The organism is Neobacillus sp. YIM B06451, from assembly GCF_032667185.1.
Lineage (GTDB): Bacteria > Bacillota > Bacilli > Bacillales > Cytobacillaceae > Bacillus_D.
The window spans coordinates 80797-98062 of sequence record NZ_JAVFKJ010000011.1 but is presented as its reverse complement, the minus strand read 5'-3'; the positions used below and the strand labels follow the sequence as shown (position 1 = coordinate 98062).

The window sequence follows — 17266 nt, the reverse complement described above, 5'->3', positions numbered from 1 at the left end:
GCCAGCTCCTTTTTAAAGAGTTGGACACTACTTACAGGATAGTCCATTTTACTTTAGAAGCAAACAGTGGGAACGCCCTACAAATGACTTTTTTCCAACATGCTGGCATATTTTTAAAAAATGGGTAACAAAAGTACAGGAGATATCGTCTATCTAATCGACGTGTAACGCGTTACAGAATTCCAAGGGATTCCTCTTTTATCGGAAAAGATTTTTCCTATTCTTGCCGGAAAGACTGCCCGCCTTTGGAAAATAAGGTACACTAATAGAGTAGGAATTTTTGAAATGAGATTCATTTTTTCTCTTGTTCTGAAAAACAATAAATGTGGAGATGCACGTTTATGGATAAATCACAACGGAATTATTTCGATTTTACGCTTTTGCTGCTTATTTTCCTGTTTATGATTGTAAGCTGCATCGCAATATACAGCGCCCAAAAATATTCACCGTATAACGTGAATTTCGTATTGCTGCAAGCCCGCTGGTATGTAATTGGACTGGGTGCGTCCGCTTTTGTGTATTTTTTTGATTTTGATCAGATTAAGAGAATATCACCGTTTGCTTATATTTTTGGTGTCTTGGTCCTAATTGCCCTATTCTTTTCTCCTCAATCCATTGCGCCGGTAACGAAAGGTGCAAAGGCGTGGTTCGAAATTCCGAAGGTCGGCTCGATTCAGCCATCGGAATTTATGAAGCTTTTCCTCATTATATTTCTCGCCAGGGTGATTTCAAACCATAATGAGAAATACATGGATCGGACCTTGCAGACAGATTTCGTGCTTCTTGGTAAAATTTCAGTTGTGTCCGCTTTGCCGCTTGCTTTTATCCTACTTCAGCCAGATGCCGGTACAGCGATGGCGGTTACCTCGATTGTAATTGGAATGACGTTCATCTCAGGAATCAATTGGCGGATTGTTGCCACGTTAGGCGGAGCGGCAACCTTGCTACTGGCGAGCCTCGTTTATATTTATCTTAATGCGCCTGATCTATTGCTGCTCGTCCTTGACCAATATCAGCTAAACCGAATCCATTCCTGGCTTGATCCATTCGCGGACATGCAAAACAGCTCCTTTCAGCTGGCGTATTCAATCATGGCCATTGGTTCAGGCATGATGTACGGAAAGGGATTCAATGCATCCCAGGTAAATGTACCGGAAGCCCATTCGGATTTTATTTTTACAGTTATAGGGGAAGAATTTGGGTTCTTTGGAGCCAGCCTCGTCATTTCACTTTACTTCATCCTGATTTACCGAATCATTGTTATTGCACTAAGGAATAAAGGCCCTTATGAAAGCTTGATTGCGACCGGCGTCATCTCGGTTTTGACATTCCATATTTTCGAAAACATTGGCATGGTTATCGGCCTTGTCCCAATTACCGGAATACCGCTCCCGCTCATAAGCTATGGCGGAAGCTCGCTGTTAGGAACCCTTCTTTCGCTGTCCCTTGTCCTGAATATCTCAGCAAAAACGAAAAAATATATGTTCTCTGAAGACGATGATTGACGCAAAAAGGCGCATCCGGGAAATGGATGCGCCTTTTTCATCTGTTGTCCAGCCTATTTTGCAGCCGCCTGAAATGCTAGAATCCTAGTGGCGGGTAAATCGGCGAATCAGCCGACTCGAGTGGCGGGTAGATTGGTGAATCAGCCGACTCTAGCGGCGGGTAGATTGGTGAATCAGCCGACTCTAGCGGCGGGTAGATTGGCGAATCAGCCGACTCAAGTGGCGGGTAAATCGGTGAATCAGCCGACTCAAGTGGTGGGTAAATTGGCGAATTAGCCGACTCGAGTGGCGGGTAAATCGGTGAATCAGTCGACACTAGCGGCGGGTAAATCGGTGAATCAGTCGACTCTAGCGGCGGGTAAATTGGTGAACTCGCTGCTGCTTTTGAAGGCGCAAATCCGGCCGCGAACAGGCTGAACGCAAACACAGAGCAAAGAATGATAACCCCTTTTTTCATTAAAACTCCTCCTTAAATCATTTTATTTAAGTAATGGACTGCCTGCTCGAACTTTCCATCGCTAGCAAAATGATCTGCTAGTAATTTATAAAAATATGAAAGGTCATCTTTGAGCTCTTTTCCGTCTTCAAGAAGAGGGATAACTTTTGTCTCAAGATACTCATATGCCCTTGGATCGGAATCGAAAAGCATTAGATAAAATGAACTTACCATCATGTATTTGCTGTTTCCAAGTTGGTCAGCCAGCCGCAAAACTTCTTCAAAGCATTTCCTTGAATTGGCATGCTCTCCTTTCAAATAAAGAGTTTCACCTAGTGAATTAAGCGTTACCAGATAATAAAACCCTTTATCTTTTTGAATGGATAGGCTCTTTTTAAAATAATGTACTGCCTGGTCAAGCTTTTGTGTTTTTTTCTGCAAAATACCCATATTATGATAAATTTGCGGTAACAAGCCTTTTTCATTTAAGAGCTCTGCATTCCGGATAACATGTTCGAAGCATGCGGAAGCTTCTTCAAAAATGTTCGAATAAATATAATTTATCCCCATTATCATAAGGGTGTGAAGGATGCGCCTGAAATTGTGCTGCTCCATGAAATGCTGGAGCGCTTTTTTTCCAAAATGGATGGCATAGCCGAATTGAAGTGTATATCCTTTGGCAAATGCCCTGTGGTACAGGAATTCACCTAGGTTGATTCCGCCTGCCTGTTCTGCATCCAACTTTTCAAGAATCGCATCTGCTTTATGGTATTTTGCATGCCGCATTAAATGGATGCTTGTGAAATAGTCGAATAGGTTCCGCTCCTGCCGTGAGAAGTTTTTCAAATGCTTTTTGAGCAATTCCTGCTGGGCTTCTGCTTCGCGATCGTCCCCTTTAAAAAGCAGGTATCTGTATTTATACAGTTCGTATGTATAAATATGTGATGAAAACGGGATAAGGTTGCCAAGCTCTGAGAGCCGGGAAAAGACGCGATCCGCCTCCGCCTTGATTTGGAATGTCATTTGATTATCGAACTCATCCAGCAGGGCTTTAATTTCTTCGTCCTTGCTGGCCACATCTTCAATTTCGATGCCAAGCCTTTGTAGTAGCAAGGCGACTGTTTCTCTATTACCCTCTTTTGAAGTGTGTTCAATTTTGCTTAAATGCGGGATTGAGCAAATCCCCTCGGCAAGCTCCTTTTGAGTCATCCTCCTTTGGGTTCTGTAATACTTGATCAATGGCCCAAAATCCAATTTACTCACCAACCGTTTTCTACTACTCTATCACGAAATATGGAAAATTATAAACAATTATTCAAAAATATCGGATATTTCGCAAGAATATGATACTAAACGCCCAAAACCATCCTGCATTTTTGCAGGATGGGCCGGGACTAATGAATTATTTTACCCGTGGGAAACCAAAGCCAGATGCATAGTCATCGCCAGTTCCGGCGCCTGTTCCGCCTTTGATGTCATACAGTTTCGCACGGTTTTGCAGGTCGGCGCGAACCTGGACATTGCTAAGCGATTTGTTGGAAGACCAAATCTTTGCAGCAAGCCCGGAAATGTGTGGAGTTGCCATCGATGTTCCACTCATTGTCGTATAGCCGCCGCTAGCGGAAGTTGAATAAATGGATCCACCTGGAGCAGAGACTTCAATATCACGTTCCTGGATGACATAATCCCCGGCAGTGGCAGGATTTCCTCTTGATGAGAAGTCGGAAACCTTATAGGTACCATTAACAAAAGTGTTGTCAAGGGAAGCGACCGCCACCGCATTCACAAGAGCACCGGGATAGCCGATTGTGTTGGAACTAGGACCGCTGTTGCCCGCCGCGGCAACAACAAGGGCGCCTTTTCCATATGCGTAATCAACCGCGCTCGTAATCAATGAATTTTTTGTGCTTGATCCCAAAGACATGGAAACTACTGTTTTTACTCCAAGGCGGGAAGCTTCGTCAGCCGCATGGCGGATAGCTGCCGCAATGTCATCGGAATAGCCCGAACCCCGGTCATTAAGTACTTTGTATGCCCAAAGCTCAGCCTGTGGAGCCACTCCATAAATACCAAGGCCATCATAGCCGCCGTTCGCTAGCACCGTGCCTGCAACGTGGGTTCCGTGGCCATTCCTATCATTACATACGCCATTCACAAGCTGGGACGTAGCCTGTGTGAAATCCTTGCACTGCTCGACATTGTCCCTCAAGTCAATATGGCTTGTATATACGCCAGTATCAAGGACCGCTACCTTAATGCCATCTCCGCCCGAGGTTGACTTAATAGTAGAGTCATTATAAATTGCTTCAATGCCCCAAGGTGTCTGGTCGGAAGGAATCGCCTGCGTGGATGGGCCCGGTTTTGCAGCCGCCTCGCTATCTAGTTGAACTTCATCAACAAATTCAACTTTAAGGTTCTTATTTTTCAATAAAGCCTGATATTGGCTTCCATTGACGGTCGTCGTGAACCCATTGGCTCCGAAATCCCAACGGGTTCCGAAACTTTGTTGTGCCTTGGCCTTTTCTCCTGCGCTGCCGTTAATTAAAACCCGATAGGAATCCTTTGCCGCCTGCTCAGGTACCTGGCCAAATGCAGCCGTCGCAAAAACCGATACTCCCAATGCTAAACTCATGAAAGCCGATCCAATTTTGGTTCTTTTCTTCATCTGCCTGCTCCTTTCGAGTATGAATATCAGCAGCACCCCTGCTGCATGATTTTAGTATATTTTAAATTTTCTGATATAAGCAACGAAAATCATGCTGTTTCCTGTTGGGAAAATTGCCGCGAGTAAATGGGCCTTTTGGCTTATCCAAGAAGGAAAATGTCTCTAATTTTTCATGAATAGTGCAAAGAATATGCACAAACTTCCTGTAAGCTTAAGATGAATATATAAATAAGGAGGTATAAAGGTATGAAGAAAATCGCCGCTGCAATTCTTGGGCTGGGCATGCTTTTAGGCGCCAATGCCGCCGGTGTTTTCGCTGAAGCGCCATCTTTTGCCAAAGAAATCCTTAGTTTCGGGAAAATGAAGCCGCATATGCAGCAAATGCACCCGGATTTTAGTGAAAAGGAATTAAAGGAAATGTACGAAAGCTGCCATGGAAACAACGGCGGAAGTGGTTCCAATAACCCACAGGAAACAAATTCTGAAGGGTCAGTGAACTCGTTTTAAGTTGGGAAAAAATTGTAGAGAGTGTATATTAATTGGAAAACAAAGGAATCCGCTTCTTTATAAAAGCGGATTCTTTTGTTTTTTTATAAGTGGAAAAGCATGAATTTACATTTATTGCCTAATTGTTTTTAAGTAGTTTTATCTGTTGTTTTTTCTATCATTGTCGTGCCACTCGAGAGCTCGCCGTTCCATGTCCAGGACGAAGGATTTTTTTGCCTGGCTGTACTCGCTTGTCTTTGTAAATCGCTTTGCAAGTCCTTCTTTAAAAACCGAATACCTCGCCGCTTCCTCCGGGTGGATACGCAGGTAGTCGCGAAAAATAAGGTGCCTATGGATTTGCTCGTTATCATATTGATAAAAATGGATATGGTGCGTCCTATTCTCCCCGCCTTTCCGGAAAAGCCGACGGCCTGGGATTCCCCACTCCCCTGCCACATCGTAACCAAGGAAAGCCATTTCTCCATTCAAGGAATCTACTTTTTCAATTTCCACGACAATCGCCATCATGTCAATAACCGGCTTTGCCTTTAACCCTGGTACCGAAGTGCTGCCAAAATGCTCAAAGTTGATGATCACATCTCCAAATACCGTTTTAAGGAACCGGGATTCCTCTTCAAACATCCGCGCCCAGTTTTCATTCCAATCCGACAGACGGACATCCATGCTCTTCCCCCCATTTTTTCTGAATATATTAACCTAGGTTTTAGGTAGATTAGCGAACTTTTAATATTCTTTTTGGATTTTTTTCCTTATTCTACTTCAAGTTATGCTCTCTTTCAAAGTATACTTTAGGTTTATTACTTTCTTCTCCAATCTTTTTTCCTGTACGATTAGTGCTGGGAATATTGGGAAGTGAATTTTTTTAAAAATAGGATTTCAATAAAGTTTTGAAGAAAATGAATCTATTTACATTTGGGACTCGTCAAAAGGGAAACACGATCTTGAAGAGGTGAAGACATGTCGGGGGATTTGACAGAGAGACGGATTGCGCTCGCGGACGGTAACGAAGCGAAGCTGGAAGAGATAATGGAAGCGTATGGCGACCAGGTTAAACGCCTTGTTTATTCTTATGTAAAGGATTGGGACATTGCCGGCGACCTCACTCAGGAGGTTTTTGTGGCTGTGTACATGAAATTGGATTATTTTGAAGGGCGTTCTTCGTATAAAACTTGGGTGTATACAATCGCGATCAATCGTTCAAAGGATTATTTGAAAAGCTGGCACCACCGCCATATGGCTGTTGCTGAAAAAGTTTTCAGTTTTATGAAGGATACAAAACGGACTCCGGAAGAGGCAGCCATTGAAAAGGATGCAAACAAGCAGCTGTTGGAGGCAGTTTGGTCCCTGCCACTGAAATACAGGGAGGTAATTTTACTGCATTTTTACCAGGACCTTACCGTTCCCGAAATCAGTGAAACACTCGGGATTCCATTGGCGACCGTGAAAACCCGGCTGCACCGGGCAAAAGAGAAAGTGAGAAATGCCTACATTCCTTTCGAAAGAGGTGGACGCTATGAGTCAGTTTAATAAAGAGCTTAAAAGCGCGCTGCTTGGAAGCCTGCCGGAAGAATCGATTTTATCTGAAGCTGAGAAACAGCAAATCAGGGAACGGATAAAAGCATTAAAAGGAAAAAAGCCCCGGAAGCAACGTGATTTTTTACCGAAAACATTGACAGCGATCGTTGCAGCAGCTGTTTTGCTGGTCGGCGGCGGACTTGTTGGTAAGGAGTTTGGGCTGCTAGACAATGGTAATGGTTCACGTGCGACAACACCGGACTTCCCTTTCTATGATGGGCTGAAGGAAGGCGATTCCCTTAATGGCTGGGTACTCACTAAAAAAGGGACGGGAAGCGGAAAAGAAATAAACAATGCCAGCCTGATGGAAGCACGGTTTAAGGGTAAGGCTATCCTGACAGGCACGCTTATTTACCATGGGGCCGATATGGGAGAAAAGGCGAATAAAATCTTTTTCCAACCTGATAAAGAGGGTGTTGAAAGGCTGCCGGTCAATCCTGGATCCGGGGATGAATTTACCTTTAACCAGCAGGACAAAGAGAATTTAGCGACTGTCTTTGGGATGGCTCCCAATTCAATGGCTGAGGGAATCCAGATTGAGGTGAGCGGCTATACCGCCTATGCAAGGGCAGAAAAGAATGTAGCGGATGTTCTGAAGCTGGAACGGGTCATTATCCCGGAGGAACCGGAAATTACGTATTCGAACAGGCCAGTTCCCCTGGATGGGAAAGGGAACTTGGAGTTAACTGACACGTTAAAGGCGGCCTATAGCGAATTTGCAAAGACGCATGATGAGACCATCCTCCACACGCTTGATTCGTTTTCCGTTTTTCTGTTTTATTTCTATGCCGAGCAAATACGTGACTACGAGACACAATTCGCCTTGTACAACGATGATCCTGAAGCAACACCGGTTTTTACATCCGTGGATGAATATATTAAGGCCTCCCAGGATCCGAATATGGCTGCGGGAAATGAAAAAATCCTTAAGAAAGTTCTCGGCAATCCAGTGAAGCAGGTGGCATTCATTGGCGAAAACGAAGCAGTCGTAACCATTTCCGAGGAAGATGGCCTTGGCTTTAGGCTAGTCAAAAACCATAAGGGTATCTGGAAGGTCAGCTGGCTGCCGATTCAATAAGAAAAGTGAAAGCGTCCGTTTAGCGCCGTATGAACTGGAGGGCCCCGATGGAGATAAAGTGAAACTTCCATCAGCGGTGTTTTTCCGCTGATGGTTAGTTGAACAAATCGGACCTTTAGGGACAGTTGCCCTTTAGGGCTTACTGTCCCTTAACGGTGGGATAAAGGAAACACGATGAGCGAAAGCGAATCGATGTTGACTTATCGTAGCGAGGGGACCGAAGTACACTAGGCGCTGGGCGCTGTAGCTGGACAAAGAAAAGCGCAAGTGCCCGTTTATCCTCCATTCTGTTAAAAAAGCCCCCGGCTGCAATGGCAACCGGGAGGCTTTTTTAATCTAATCGAGGAGCTTCCTCGTGATTTTGTTTTTCGTCCACTTCCTGCTTGATCATTTCCTCTTCCTCTTCAACAGCTATCCGGATGATTTGATCATGCAGGTTGTGGAATGCTTCATCAAGATCCCTGCGTGAAAGCATTTGTTCTTTATCTTTCATTGATCTCGCCTCCTTTACCTTACTCTTCTCCTAAACCCTCTGGATAAAACCCATTTGTTTGAGAAAAATATATTGGAAAGGATGATGAAGATGGGTAAACGTGAAAGAGGAATCGCCGGACGCATATATGACCCTTCCGATTATAAAAAGAAAGATGAGGTGTCCGCTGGACTGGCGGAAACACATGAACAAGTAAGCGACGTGTATATGGAAGGTGAAATTGGCGGCAAAATCGAGCGTCCGGATGGAAGTGCAGATGATTTGCCCCGGTAAAGCTTTACTGGCATTCTCTGTTTTCGGGGAATGCTTTTTTAATGCGGCTTGCTGCAGAAATGAAGGTAGTTTTGAGTGGGTTGTTGCCGAAAAACAATTATTGCCTGCGCTTGTCCAGATATCAGGCGCTTTACTGACAACCTGACCCGATTTTTCCCCTGGGTTGTCACGAATCAAGGGTTATCTTGACAACCAGACCCCGTTTTGGCAGCTGGTTGTCACGAATCGGTGGCTATTGTGACAACGAACCTAGATTTTGGTGCTCGGTTGTCACGATTCAAAGCTTATTGTGACAACCATACCGGATTTTGGACCTCAGTTGTCACGAATCAAGGGTTATTCTGACAAGCCAACTAGATTCTGGCCTTAGGTTGTCACATATCCGGGCTTATTCTGACAACCAAACCGGATTTTGGTCCTGGCTTGTCACGAATCAGGGATTATTGTGACAACCAGACCTGATATTCGCCCTGGGTTGTCACGAATCAAGGATTATTCTGACAACCCAACCCGAGTTTGGGCATTGCTTGTCACGAATCCGGGTTATTCCGACAACCCAAATCCTATATTTATAAAACTGACTTTGAGTTGGCTGCGGCGTTGAAAGTGCCTTTATTTTTTTATAAAAATGCTCCTAACGAAAAAGAACGGGCATGATTTACCCGTTCTTATTTTTCATAGGAATGGCGGTCTTGGAGGCCGTCTTTTGGGTCATCATCGACGTATGGGTCATGCTCGAACGCTGGCAAGTCGCCGAAAGCGGTCATGAGGCCTTCTTCATCGAGTTCGTCCTCGTATTTTCGGTGTTGGCCGTTCGGGTAAATGGTTACGTTGTTGCCATACATATCGACTCCGACGAAGTTTTCGTAATCCTCTACGTATCCGACCGGGTCCTCACTCTCAATATAATCGTCATTGTAGTGGTCCTTTTCATCGGTGAAGGCAAAGTCGGATGGCGTTTCCGATGTCCCATACGAAGCTACTTCCTGCCACGTATCTTCGGCGTCATAGGAGACACTTTCATCCTCTTCGTCCTTATCAAATTTCCCGAATGGCGGCAAGAGGACGCCTTCCTCGACCGGGCGGGTGTGCGAGGTCACCTTATCGGGACTGTGTTCCTTGCAATACGTCGTATCAGGAAGCGCTTCGAGGCGTTCAAACGGAATGTCCTTCCCGCACACCTGGCACTTGCCATAAGCGCCGTGCGCGATTGCTTCAAGCGCCCTGTTTATATTATCAAGCTGGTTATTGGTGTGTTCATTCAGGGCTATGTCCTTTTCACGTTCGTACAGTTCGGTGGCGTCATCGGCGGGATGATTGTCGTAGCTTGAGAGCTCGCCCATCGATTCGTGCCCGTGTCCCCGCTGCAGCCCGTATTCATCATTTTCCTCCAAATGCCCTTCAAGGTTTGCTTTTTCCTCTAGCAGCCGCGACCGCAGCTCCTCCAATTGCGCTGAAGATAACATATGCAAGCCCCTTTCCTTAAAAAATCCGCGCGCCAAGGCCCGGTCCGTTCCTCTCTTTAGTTTCAAGTAAACGGCCGTTTATTATGCAACTGTTTGTTGAGCCTTCACCCGGTTAAAGTAGCAAAACCGAATCTTGATAAAACGGAACTTTTGAGTTAATGAAAATTGTCGTTCCCCTGTTTCCGAAGCCTTAAGCGGGATAAAAAGGCTCTTGCGGCGCAACCTAACTTGAAAGGAGTGTGGTTAAAATGCCGAACTTGGATAAGAAGAAGTTTCATGAAATACAGGAGAAGCATCAGGCTGAGTATGTTGGCACCGACCGGGACCAGGTGCGTGGCGCCGGCAGGACGGATTATAATGGCCAAGGGAATACGGATAAGTCGCCTGGTGCTACTGGCCGCAAGGTTTAAAGGCTTGCCGGCCGGGGTTTTGTTTGAGGGTTAGATGGCGTGGGCCTGCCCGGCGGAAGCCGGGCTTTTTCCAAAAAGAGGGGTTGGCCTTACCAGGATAACAGGGCTCCGATTCCTTGCCAGCCGAAGTAGAGTCCGAAGCCGATGAGTGAGAGGCCGGAGATGACGGATATGGCTGTCAGGAATGCCGAGGTGAGGTACCGTTTAGCGCCTGTTGCGAGGGTGGCCATTGAGATGTCCCAGATGAGCAGGCCGGAGAAGATGGCGGCGCTGTACAGGATGAGCTGTCCGTGTCCCGAGGTGGCGGCGGTTTTGGCGAGGACGGAGCCGTAGATGCCGAGCCAGAATAAGATGGTGAGCGGGTTGGACAGTGACATTAAAAAGCCGGACATGAAGGATTTGATGAGCGGTTCCTTTTTGTTGTTGCCGCTGATGGTGAGCCCTTTGATGTTGATGAGGCTTTCTACGCCGGTGTAGAGAAGGACGAATGCGCCGAATAACCAGAGGAATGTCTGGACGATTGGAGTGTCGATGAAGTTGACGACTCCGGCATAAACGATGATCATGTAGATGCCGTCTGCTGCGGCCGCTCCGACTCCAGTCAGCCAGGAATGCCAGAATCCATAGCGGATGCCGCGGTCGAGTTGGGCGGCATTGATTGGCCCGATTGGAGCTGCGAGTGATAGGCCGAGCAATATATAGCTTAAATAGACGGTCATGACGTTCCACTCCCCTGCCTGAAAAAAAGCTTGTCTCCACAATGTATTCAGGGAAGTGGGCTTGTACGACTGTTTTTAGATGATTTTTGAAGCGGGCGTTGTGGGGGTGAAGATATATATTTCCCCTAACGCTCGGCCGGCCTTCCGCGGAAGACCCATTTTTTTTGCCCGAAATAGTTGGTTATGGTGTATAGGGCGCTGCCGGCGAGGACTGCTGCGTCATCACGATAAACGGGGGGCAGAAAATCAGCCGCTCCAGCGCCAATTAACTGCCCACTTGCCCAGTAGGAGGCAAAGTAGCAAATATGGATAACGGCAACAAACTTCGGTGCCCCTTCGAAAAAGCGGACTGAGCTTCTAAAGGTGAAGGAACGGTTTAGAAAATAGCTGAGAGCCGCTCCGGCTGTGTTGCCAATGAATGTCGAGAGCCAGTACGAGGTGCCGGCAACGTTCAAAAGCGTAAGCATGATCAGCAAGCCCAACACGGTGTTGGCCATACCGACGAGGGCAAAGCGGACGAATGAGTTAGTTTGTTTCAGGGAGTTTGCCGCTATCAAGGCGATATCGCTCCGTTCCCGGTTCGGTTTGGTTCATCAAGCCAAAAGGCAGGTTGAACATGTCGATGTCGATAATGAATTTTGGGCGCTGCTTCGATTCTTTGTAAATTTTTCCTATATATTCCCCAATCAGTCCGATGGCGACAAGCTGCAGGCCGCCGATCAGCCAGATTGTAATGATTAGCGTTGTCAACTCCGATGCCGTTTCGCCGAAAAGATTCAGGGAGAAGAAATACGTTCCCGAGAGGATGCTAACCAGGCAGGCCGCAACGCCCAATGTGAGGACGAGGCGGATTGGCGTTACCGAGAAGGATGTGATCCCGTCAAACGCAAAGCCGAGCATTTTGCGTAGCGGATATTTCGATTCCCCTGCCAGGCGCTCCTTCCTGTCGTAAAAAACTTCTGCGGATTTAAAGCCGATCAGCGGGATAACGCCCCTTAGGAACATATTGATTTCGCGGAACCGTTCAAGTTCGGAAACGGCGCGTTTGCCAAGCAGCCGGAAATCGGCATGGTTATAGACAAGATTGACGCCCATTTTGGCCATTAATGAATAGAAGCCATGGGCAGTGCACCGCTTGAACCACGTATCTTTTTTCCGGCTCTTCCTTACTCCGTATACAACTTCGCAGCCATCCTTATATTTTTCAATAAATTCGGGAATGGCGGTGATATCATCCTGAAGATCGGCGTCGATTGTGACGATGCAATCGGAAGCTTCCTTTGCCGTAAAAATTCCAGCAAGGAGCGCATTCTGGTGGCCAGCGTTCCTGGCAAGCTTAAGCCCTTTTACGAGCTGGTTTGAAAGGCTTGCTTTGTAAATAAGCTCCCATGTCCTGTCCCTGCTGCCATCATCGACGAGCAAAAGCCGGCTTCGGGGTGATACGCGTCCATCGCCAATCATCCTGGATAACAGGCCCGAAAGCTCCTGTATCGTAAAGGGCAACACTTCTTCCTCATTGTAGCAAGGGACGACAATTGTAAGGACTGGTTCACTCATGTTTCGGATCCTCCTGATGTGATTAGAGCGTTTGTTTTTAAAAATGTCCGGCGGCGTAGTTAATACGCCTTGTACAGGTAAATTTTCCAGGCGGACTCCTTTGAAATAAAGGTTCGTTCGAGTTGAAGCCTGTTTTCCTCGGCATTCTTAATCGGGACCGCGGAGAAAATGTATGTGCCGCCCATCTTTTTGAACTGGCTGGTGTCCAGCTCGAGGTTCTTTAAGGTTGCTTTCGAGTTCTTTTTAAACATATACCGTTTGCCTAGCTCTGCTGTGAAGATGTAGCAGCGCCCACCCCATTCGTCAAAGTACTCACGGATAACGTTGTTTTTCTCGAGTTCTTTGGCGATGATTTTCCGAAATTCATGCTTGTAGGAAAGCGGGTAGAAATTGTTGTATGTATCGAGTGTGTAAAATCCGTTGTACTGGGCGATTGCCGGATGGATGCCGATGCTCGCGACCCGGTATTCCTTTTTTGGCAGGCCGATGTGGCGCCCAATCTCCGCAAATTGCTTTTCCGCGTAAAATTGCCTGAACGTCGGCTTGTCACGGTAAACGATTTCGTCGTTAAACATGAACAGGAGCAGGATTTGCGCCACGGCAAGAACGGCCGCCGCCTTCCTCCAGGCAACACCTGAGTCCGCGATGATTTTCAGGGCAAGCGCGAAACCCGTGTAAATGACAAGCGGCCTGAGAAAATGGAACCGCGCGAAATTGAATGTATCAAGAAAATGGAACCTTTCCGTCAGCGGCAGCCAGCCTCTGTAGAACCAGAAGGCATACCAGATGGAAAGGACGATGTTCAATACTAGCAGCTGCAGAAACAGTTTTTCCTCACGCCAGCTTTTTTTTGTGAAAATAATACCGAGTGCCATCACGGTTGAAGCAATGATGAACAGCCCGTGGACAGTCATGACATGCGTGTGGCCAAGGAAGAAATTTTTCAGTGACAGCCTTACCGCATGCCAAAACGAAAGCCGTGCATGGAAATACTCATCCCTGCTGTTCGGCTCATCATCAAATAAAAATGAATAAACGAGCCGGTACTCAACTAGCAAAAACATCGCTGTCATCGCTGCTATCGCCAGGAAAAATCGGAGGTTCCACCTCTTTGTTTTGATGGAATCAATTAGCCAGAACAGCCCCGCCGCCACGATGAAGAAAAAGAAACCGAGGACGAAGCTTGAGTACAGCGGCAAAAGCAGGAAAACAATCCAGTTAATTGGGTGTTTTTCCCCGGCCCGGATATTGAGAAGCGCCCAAAGCGCAAGGGGCATGCCGAGCGTGCTGAGCATACCCGAAGGCCAAAATGGTGTAAGCGCAAAGGCCAACGCGACCGCTGTGGCAATCCATTGCTGCCGCGGCCCACTGATTGTATGTTTTTTAAGCAAAAGGTACATTCCAATAAAGGCCAAAATCCGTGTAATCGCCTGGCTTACAGCGTATGCGGCCATCGGTGGGAGCAGCGCGTGGAGCCAGACAATCCCGCTCATTTCCGGCCCGAACGCGTTCCTCGAAAGCTCCCCATTGATAATTTGCGGAATGGAGGCGTCCACCAGCCCGAAAATTTCCCCGCTTTCCGCGAGTACCTTGTACCAAGCAATATTCGAATCGAGGTTGTCATGGACGCGGATATGGGCATCTTCCCCAAGCAGGAACAGCGGCGCCACATAAATGGCAAGCGCTATGAAGGCTATGGTTATATGCCGCCACTCTTTTCTCGCAAACATCCCTTCCCCTCACTTCAATGCTCGTTCACGGCATTTTTTATCCCTTCAGACCCGTTTTAGTATTTGTCCAGCTTTAGTGAATTATTCCTTATTTTCCAATGGGTGATTTCTTTTTAGAAAAATAGCTTTGCCACTATCCTTGAATAATGATGATTTTTCGAAATTCGGGCGGTTTCGGCAAAAAAACTGAAAATTTGGTATTTTTCTCTTTACAAATACGGGTCTTTTTTACTATATTTACTATAAATATTATATTTATATTTTATATATCTTTTACAGGGAGAGAAGCTTCATGAAAAAGTTCGTTCTAATTGTATTCTTCGGTTTCCTCGCTATCATCGTGGCCCAGCCTGGCCTTCCGTTTGCGATGGCAACCAGCCTGTCAAAAGACCTTGCATATGAAGCCAGCTCCCTCCGCACCAAAGAACACGGTCTTTTAACTACCCTGTCCTTTCATGTAACAAGAACAATGGAAGGCAATCCTTTCCTGCTTCCAAGCGGAGTCGTCGAGAGCGGGGATGCGGAAATTATCCGGATCGCCGAAGAAGTTACATATGGAAAGAAAACGGCGAAAGAAAAATCAATTGCAATCTATAAATGGGTAACTGAAAATCTGGAATATGATGCTGCAACCTACTTTGACGCGATCGCGGGCAGGCCATTTGAGTTCAAATCCGCGCTAGAGGCGTTGAGGTCAGGGAAAGCGATGTGCATGGGATTTTCCCATTTGAATGCAGCCCTCCACAGAGCCGCAGGGATTGAAGCGAAGGTCGTATATGGCAGTGACCATGCCTGGAATGAAATTATGATTGACGGCAAATGGGTTCCACAGGACACTACCCGGGGTGCCGGCTACATCGACAACCGCTCCCGCGAGTTTATCCATAAACCAAACCTTGACTACCTTTTCCATACCGATGAATTCAGGGTAGGGGAGTATCTTTGGTAGAATTATTATATTAGTTGGGAACGCTTCCTCTTCGGGGGAAGCGTTTTTTTGAGGGCAGGTAAGGCGATTAAAAAAACAAGATTGATGCCGGCCCCTTATGGAAACAGCAGGTTTTGTCCATAATTGTAGAATATAGCTCGATTGTTTAGGAATCCATGTGGGGAGCCGGCCAGGCTGTTATTCGGATAGGCCCTGTTCGCCGATAAGGAGGTTTCCATGCCAAACCGCTGGTACATTCATTTTTTGCGGCTGCCCGTCCAAATGAGGGTTTTGTTTATTACATTTTTCTTTTTCTTTGTGTTCGGGGTAGGCATCCGTTTTCTTGAACCCGATACCTTTAAAACTGTAAGCGATGGGATTTGGTGGGCGTTTATTACAGCCACGACCGTGGGCTACGGCGATTTTGTTCCCCACTCCCTTTTGGGTAGGCTTGCCGCGGTCCTTCTGATCTTGTTTGGAGCGGGGCTTGTTTCGTATTATTTCGTTTCCCTGGCAACCGCGGCAGTAACAAAACAGAACGCTTTGTCTGAAGGAAAGCTTGCGTACAAAGAAACCGGCCATATGGTGATTGTGGGCTGGAATGAGCGTTCAAGAGAAATTATCAGCAAGCTGAGCGATTCCGGCAGCCCGATAGAAATTGTCCTAATCGATGAAACGCTTGATGAGAACCCGACCCAGTCACGCTATGTCCACTTCGTTCAAGGCAAGCCCCACGTTGATGAAACCATTTTAAAAGGAAACGTCCCAAAGGCCGAAATGGTGCTAATCACGTCAGACCATAGCCACGAGGAACTTCTCGCTGACATGAACTCGATTCTTACCCTGCTGACCATTAAAGGAATTTGCCCAGAAGTAAAGTGCATCGTCGAAATCCTGACACCCGAGCAGGTTGTGAATGCCAAACGGGCCGGTGCCGACCAAGTCCTGCAATCAAACAAACTGACCAGCATCTTTATGCTTAGCAGCATCCACTCACGGGGAACGGGGCTTCTCCTGGATATCATCGGCGGGCTCCAGGAAAACCGCCTTGCATCTGAGCAGGTAGGTGAACATTTTGGCGGAAGGACATTCGTTGAGGCAAAGGAAGCCTGGGCATCCAGGGAAAAGCTGTTGATAGGCATAAAAAGAGGAGAAGAACTGGTCGTCAACCCGCCCCTTACTTTTAAAATTGAATCTGGTGATGAATTTATAACTATTAGATAAGAATTCACTAGTTAGCATTGCGCAGCATGACAGAAATTAACTGGTTATTTGTTAGGATTCACTAGTAAGCGTCTGGCGCCTACTATTTTTCTGATGTCCAAACATCAGGCAGCTTTGGACTCATGTCCGCCAAATCAATGGGTTGCTGCCCAAACAGAAATAACTGTGGATTTATAACTCTGTTCAATAGGGATTTTGTCCGTACCCAATGATTCAAAAGAAATATTATTCTTAATAAAAATAGAAGCGCGGGAGCCCCAAGCCCCCGCGCTTTTAAAATGAAATAAGGTTTTAGAGAAGGGCCGCTTCCAGTTTTGCGACCAGGTCGTCCGCGATTTTCAGGTATTCTGAGTCGATTGGGGCATCTTTGTCTTCTGGTGACTGGAACTGATTTACCGAAGCGGACAGATTGCCGACGTTGCCTTCCTTATCGACTCCGTCCTCGTACTCATGGGCGAGAAGGAACGGCGTGCCAATTCTGACTCTTGGATTTCCTCCGTCAAGCTGGCCATCGATCGCCTGGAATGGCACCCTGAAAAAGTGGTATCCGGCGTCATCATCAATTTTGTAGTCAAAGAAGCCCTTGTCGTAATCCCAGTTGCCCCCGACCGCATAGCCGAGCGGTTTCAGGGTATCCTCAAGAACTTTAAAGGAAAAATCTTTTCCTTCAACATCGCTTTTTACAGGAATCATAGCAGCC

General features: G+C 46.7%; 19 protein-coding genes. 8 read left to right on the top strand and 11 right to left on the bottom strand.

All coding sequences use genetic code 11. The features are described 5' to 3' along the window. Positions 1–341 precede the first annotated feature (341 nt). Complete coding sequence (locus tag RB160_RS16890; protein ID WP_316571600.1) at positions 342–1505, top strand: FtsW/RodA/SpoVE family cell cycle protein; 1164 nt, start codon at positions 342–344, stop codon at positions 1503–1505. Positions 1506–1581: 76 nt separating this feature from the next. On the opposite strand, the gene RB160_RS16885 is transcribed toward RB160_RS16890, so the two are convergent. From RB160_RS16885 to RB160_RS16875, 3 genes are all read right to left on the bottom strand, one after another. Further along, entirely contained in the window at positions 1582–1962 is a 381-nt protein-coding gene (locus tag RB160_RS16885; RefSeq protein WP_316571599.1) for a hypothetical protein, read from the bottom strand. Between the two features lie 12 nt (positions 1963–1974). Next, entirely contained in the window at positions 1975–3204 is a 1230-nt protein-coding gene (locus RB160_RS16880; protein ID WP_396954737.1) for a helix-turn-helix domain-containing protein, read from the bottom strand. Between the two features lie 139 nt (positions 3205–3343). Continuing rightward, on the bottom strand, positions 3344–4606 hold the full coding sequence (locus RB160_RS16875; RefSeq protein WP_316571597.1) for a S8 family peptidase: 1263 nt from the start codon (positions 4604–4606) through the stop codon (positions 3344–3346). A gap of 246 nt (positions 4607–4852) precedes the next feature. Between RB160_RS16875 and RB160_RS16870 the strand changes: the two genes are divergently transcribed. Next, complete coding sequence (locus tag RB160_RS16870; protein ID WP_316571596.1) at positions 4853–5113, top strand: hypothetical protein; 261 nt, start codon at positions 4853–4855, stop codon at positions 5111–5113. A 138-nt stretch (positions 5114–5251) separates the two neighbouring features. Here RB160_RS16870 and RB160_RS16865 read toward each other — a convergent pair whose 3' ends face one another. After that, entirely contained in the window at positions 5252–5776 is a 525-nt protein-coding gene (locus RB160_RS16865) for a GrpB family protein (RefSeq protein ID WP_316571595.1), read from the bottom strand. Positions 5777–6070: 294 nt separating this feature from the next. On the opposite strand from RB160_RS16865, the gene RB160_RS16860 reads away from it, so the two are divergent. Beyond that, the gene (locus RB160_RS16860; RefSeq protein ID WP_316571594.1) at positions 6071–6640 is read left to right on the top strand and encodes a sigma-70 family RNA polymerase sigma factor; all 570 of its coding nucleotides are present in this window, start codon (positions 6071–6073) and stop codon (positions 6638–6640) included. Then, positions 6627–7766: a hypothetical protein gene (locus RB160_RS16855; RefSeq protein ID WP_316571593.1), complete on the top strand. Its 1140-nt coding sequence runs from the start codon at positions 6627–6629 to the stop codon at positions 7764–7766. Before RB160_RS16860 ends, RB160_RS16855 begins: the two co-directional genes overlap by 14 nt. Positions 7767–8097: 331 nt before the next feature. Here the strand turns inward: RB160_RS16855 and RB160_RS16850 are convergent, their stop codons facing one another. Then, a complete protein-coding gene (locus RB160_RS16850; RefSeq protein ID WP_316571592.1) occupies positions 8098–8259 on the bottom strand; it encodes a hypothetical protein in 162 nt (53 codons plus the stop codon). A gap of 90 nt (positions 8260–8349) precedes the next feature. On the opposite strand from RB160_RS16850, the gene RB160_RS16845 reads away from it, so the two are divergent. Beyond that, the gene (locus tag RB160_RS16845; protein WP_316571591.1) at positions 8350–8532 is read left to right on the top strand and encodes a YozQ family protein; all 183 of its coding nucleotides are present in this window, start codon (positions 8350–8352) and stop codon (positions 8530–8532) included. Between the two features lie 668 nt (positions 8533–9200). On the opposite strand, the gene RB160_RS16840 is transcribed toward RB160_RS16845, so the two are convergent. After that, on the bottom strand, positions 9201–9998 hold the full coding sequence (locus RB160_RS16840) for a TraR/DksA C4-type zinc finger protein (RefSeq protein WP_316571590.1): 798 nt from the start codon (positions 9996–9998) through the stop codon (positions 9201–9203). Between the two features lie 248 nt (positions 9999–10246). Here RB160_RS16840 and RB160_RS16835 point away from each other — a divergent pair, with 248 nt between their 5' ends. Next, positions 10247–10408, top strand: coding sequence for a hypothetical protein (locus tag RB160_RS16835; protein ID WP_316571589.1), 162 nt, complete (start codon positions 10247–10249; stop codon positions 10406–10408). 89 nt (positions 10409–10497) lie between these two features. Here the strand turns inward: RB160_RS16835 and RB160_RS16830 are convergent, their stop codons facing one another. The 4 genes from RB160_RS16830 to RB160_RS16815 form a co-directional block, all read right to left on the bottom strand. Next, positions 10498–11127: a LysE family transporter gene (locus tag RB160_RS16830; protein WP_316571588.1), complete on the bottom strand. Its 630-nt coding sequence runs from the start codon at positions 11125–11127 to the stop codon at positions 10498–10500. Positions 11128–11252: 125 nt separating this feature from the next. Beyond that, entirely contained in the window at positions 11253–11684 is a 432-nt protein-coding gene (locus RB160_RS16825) for a GtrA family protein (protein ID WP_316571587.1), read from the bottom strand. Beyond that, entirely contained in the window at positions 11653–12684 is a 1032-nt protein-coding gene (locus tag RB160_RS16820) for a glycosyltransferase family 2 protein (protein ID WP_316571586.1), read from the bottom strand. Before RB160_RS16820 ends, RB160_RS16825 begins: the two co-directional genes overlap by 32 nt. Before the next feature lie 59 nt (positions 12685–12743). After that, positions 12744–14414, bottom strand: a complete 1671-nt coding sequence (locus tag RB160_RS16815) for a DUF6044 family protein (RefSeq protein ID WP_316571585.1) — start codon at positions 14412–14414, stop codon at positions 12744–12746. Between the two features lie 292 nt (positions 14415–14706). Here RB160_RS16815 and RB160_RS16810 point away from each other — a divergent pair, with 292 nt between their 5' ends. Both RB160_RS16810 and RB160_RS16805 read left to right on the top strand, forming a co-directional pair. Beyond that, positions 14707–15363: a transglutaminase domain-containing protein gene (locus RB160_RS16810; RefSeq protein ID WP_316571584.1), complete on the top strand. Its 657-nt coding sequence runs from the start codon at positions 14707–14709 to the stop codon at positions 15361–15363. 216 nt (positions 15364–15579) lie between these two features. Further along, positions 15580–16566, top strand: a complete 987-nt coding sequence (locus tag RB160_RS16805) for a potassium channel family protein (RefSeq protein WP_316571583.1) — start codon at positions 15580–15582, stop codon at positions 16564–16566. A 291-nt stretch (positions 16567–16857) separates the two neighbouring features. Here RB160_RS16805 and RB160_RS16800 read toward each other — a convergent pair whose 3' ends face one another. Then, on the bottom strand, positions 16858–17259 hold the full coding sequence (locus RB160_RS16800; protein WP_316571582.1) for a YugN-like family protein: 402 nt from the start codon (positions 17257–17259) through the stop codon (positions 16858–16860). Positions 17260–17266 lie beyond the last annotated feature (7 nt).

Excerpts from the sequence above, each read along its gene's own strand:
- RB160_RS16890 (WP_316571600.1), top strand. The coding sequence starts at position 342 with ATGGATAAATCACAACGGAATTATTTCGATTTTACGCTTTTGCTGCTT.
- RB160_RS16885 (WP_316571599.1), bottom strand. The coding sequence starts at position 1,962 with ATGAAAAAAGGGGTTATCATTCTTTGCTCTGTGTTTGCGTTCAGCCTG.
- RB160_RS16875 (WP_316571597.1), bottom strand. The coding sequence starts at position 4,606 with ATGAAGAAAAGAACCAAAATTGGATCGGCTTTCATGAGTTTAGCATTG.
- RB160_RS16870 (WP_316571596.1), top strand. The coding sequence starts at position 4,853 with ATGAAGAAAATCGCCGCTGCAATTCTTGGGCTGGGCATGCTTTTAGGC.
- RB160_RS16865 (WP_316571595.1), bottom strand. The coding sequence starts at position 5,776 with ATGGATGTCCGTCTGTCGGATTGGAATGAAAACTGGGCGCGGATGTTT.
- RB160_RS16860 (WP_316571594.1), top strand. The coding sequence starts at position 6,071 with ATGTCGGGGGATTTGACAGAGAGACGGATTGCGCTCGCGGACGGTAAC.
- RB160_RS16855 (WP_316571593.1), top strand. The coding sequence starts at position 6,627 with ATGAGTCAGTTTAATAAAGAGCTTAAAAGCGCGCTGCTTGGAAGCCTG.
- RB160_RS16850 (WP_316571592.1), bottom strand. The coding sequence starts at position 8,259 with ATGAAAGATAAAGAACAAATGCTTTCACGCAGGGATCTTGATGAAGCA.
- RB160_RS16845 (WP_316571591.1), top strand. The coding sequence starts at position 8,350 with ATGGGTAAACGTGAAAGAGGAATCGCCGGACGCATATATGACCCTTCC.
- RB160_RS16840 (WP_316571590.1), bottom strand. The coding sequence starts at position 9,998 with ATGTTATCTTCAGCGCAATTGGAGGAGCTGCGGTCGCGGCTGCTAGAG.
- RB160_RS16835 (WP_316571589.1), top strand. The coding sequence starts at position 10,247 with ATGCCGAACTTGGATAAGAAGAAGTTTCATGAAATACAGGAGAAGCAT.
- RB160_RS16830 (WP_316571588.1), bottom strand. The coding sequence starts at position 11,127 with ATGACCGTCTATTTAAGCTATATATTGCTCGGCCTATCACTCGCAGCT.
- RB160_RS16820 (WP_316571586.1), bottom strand. The coding sequence starts at position 12,684 with ATGAGTGAACCAGTCCTTACAATTGTCGTCCCTTGCTACAATGAGGAA.
- RB160_RS16815 (WP_316571585.1), bottom strand. The coding sequence starts at position 14,414 with ATGTTTGCGAGAAAAGAGTGGCGGCATATAACCATAGCCTTCATAGCG.
- RB160_RS16810 (WP_316571584.1), top strand. The coding sequence starts at position 14,707 with ATGAAAAAGTTCGTTCTAATTGTATTCTTCGGTTTCCTCGCTATCATC.
- RB160_RS16805 (WP_316571583.1), top strand. The coding sequence starts at position 15,580 with ATGCCAAACCGCTGGTACATTCATTTTTTGCGGCTGCCCGTCCAAATG.
- RB160_RS16800 (WP_316571582.1), bottom strand. The coding sequence starts at position 17,259 with ATGATTCCTGTAAAAAGCGATGTTGAAGGAAAAGATTTTTCCTTTAAA.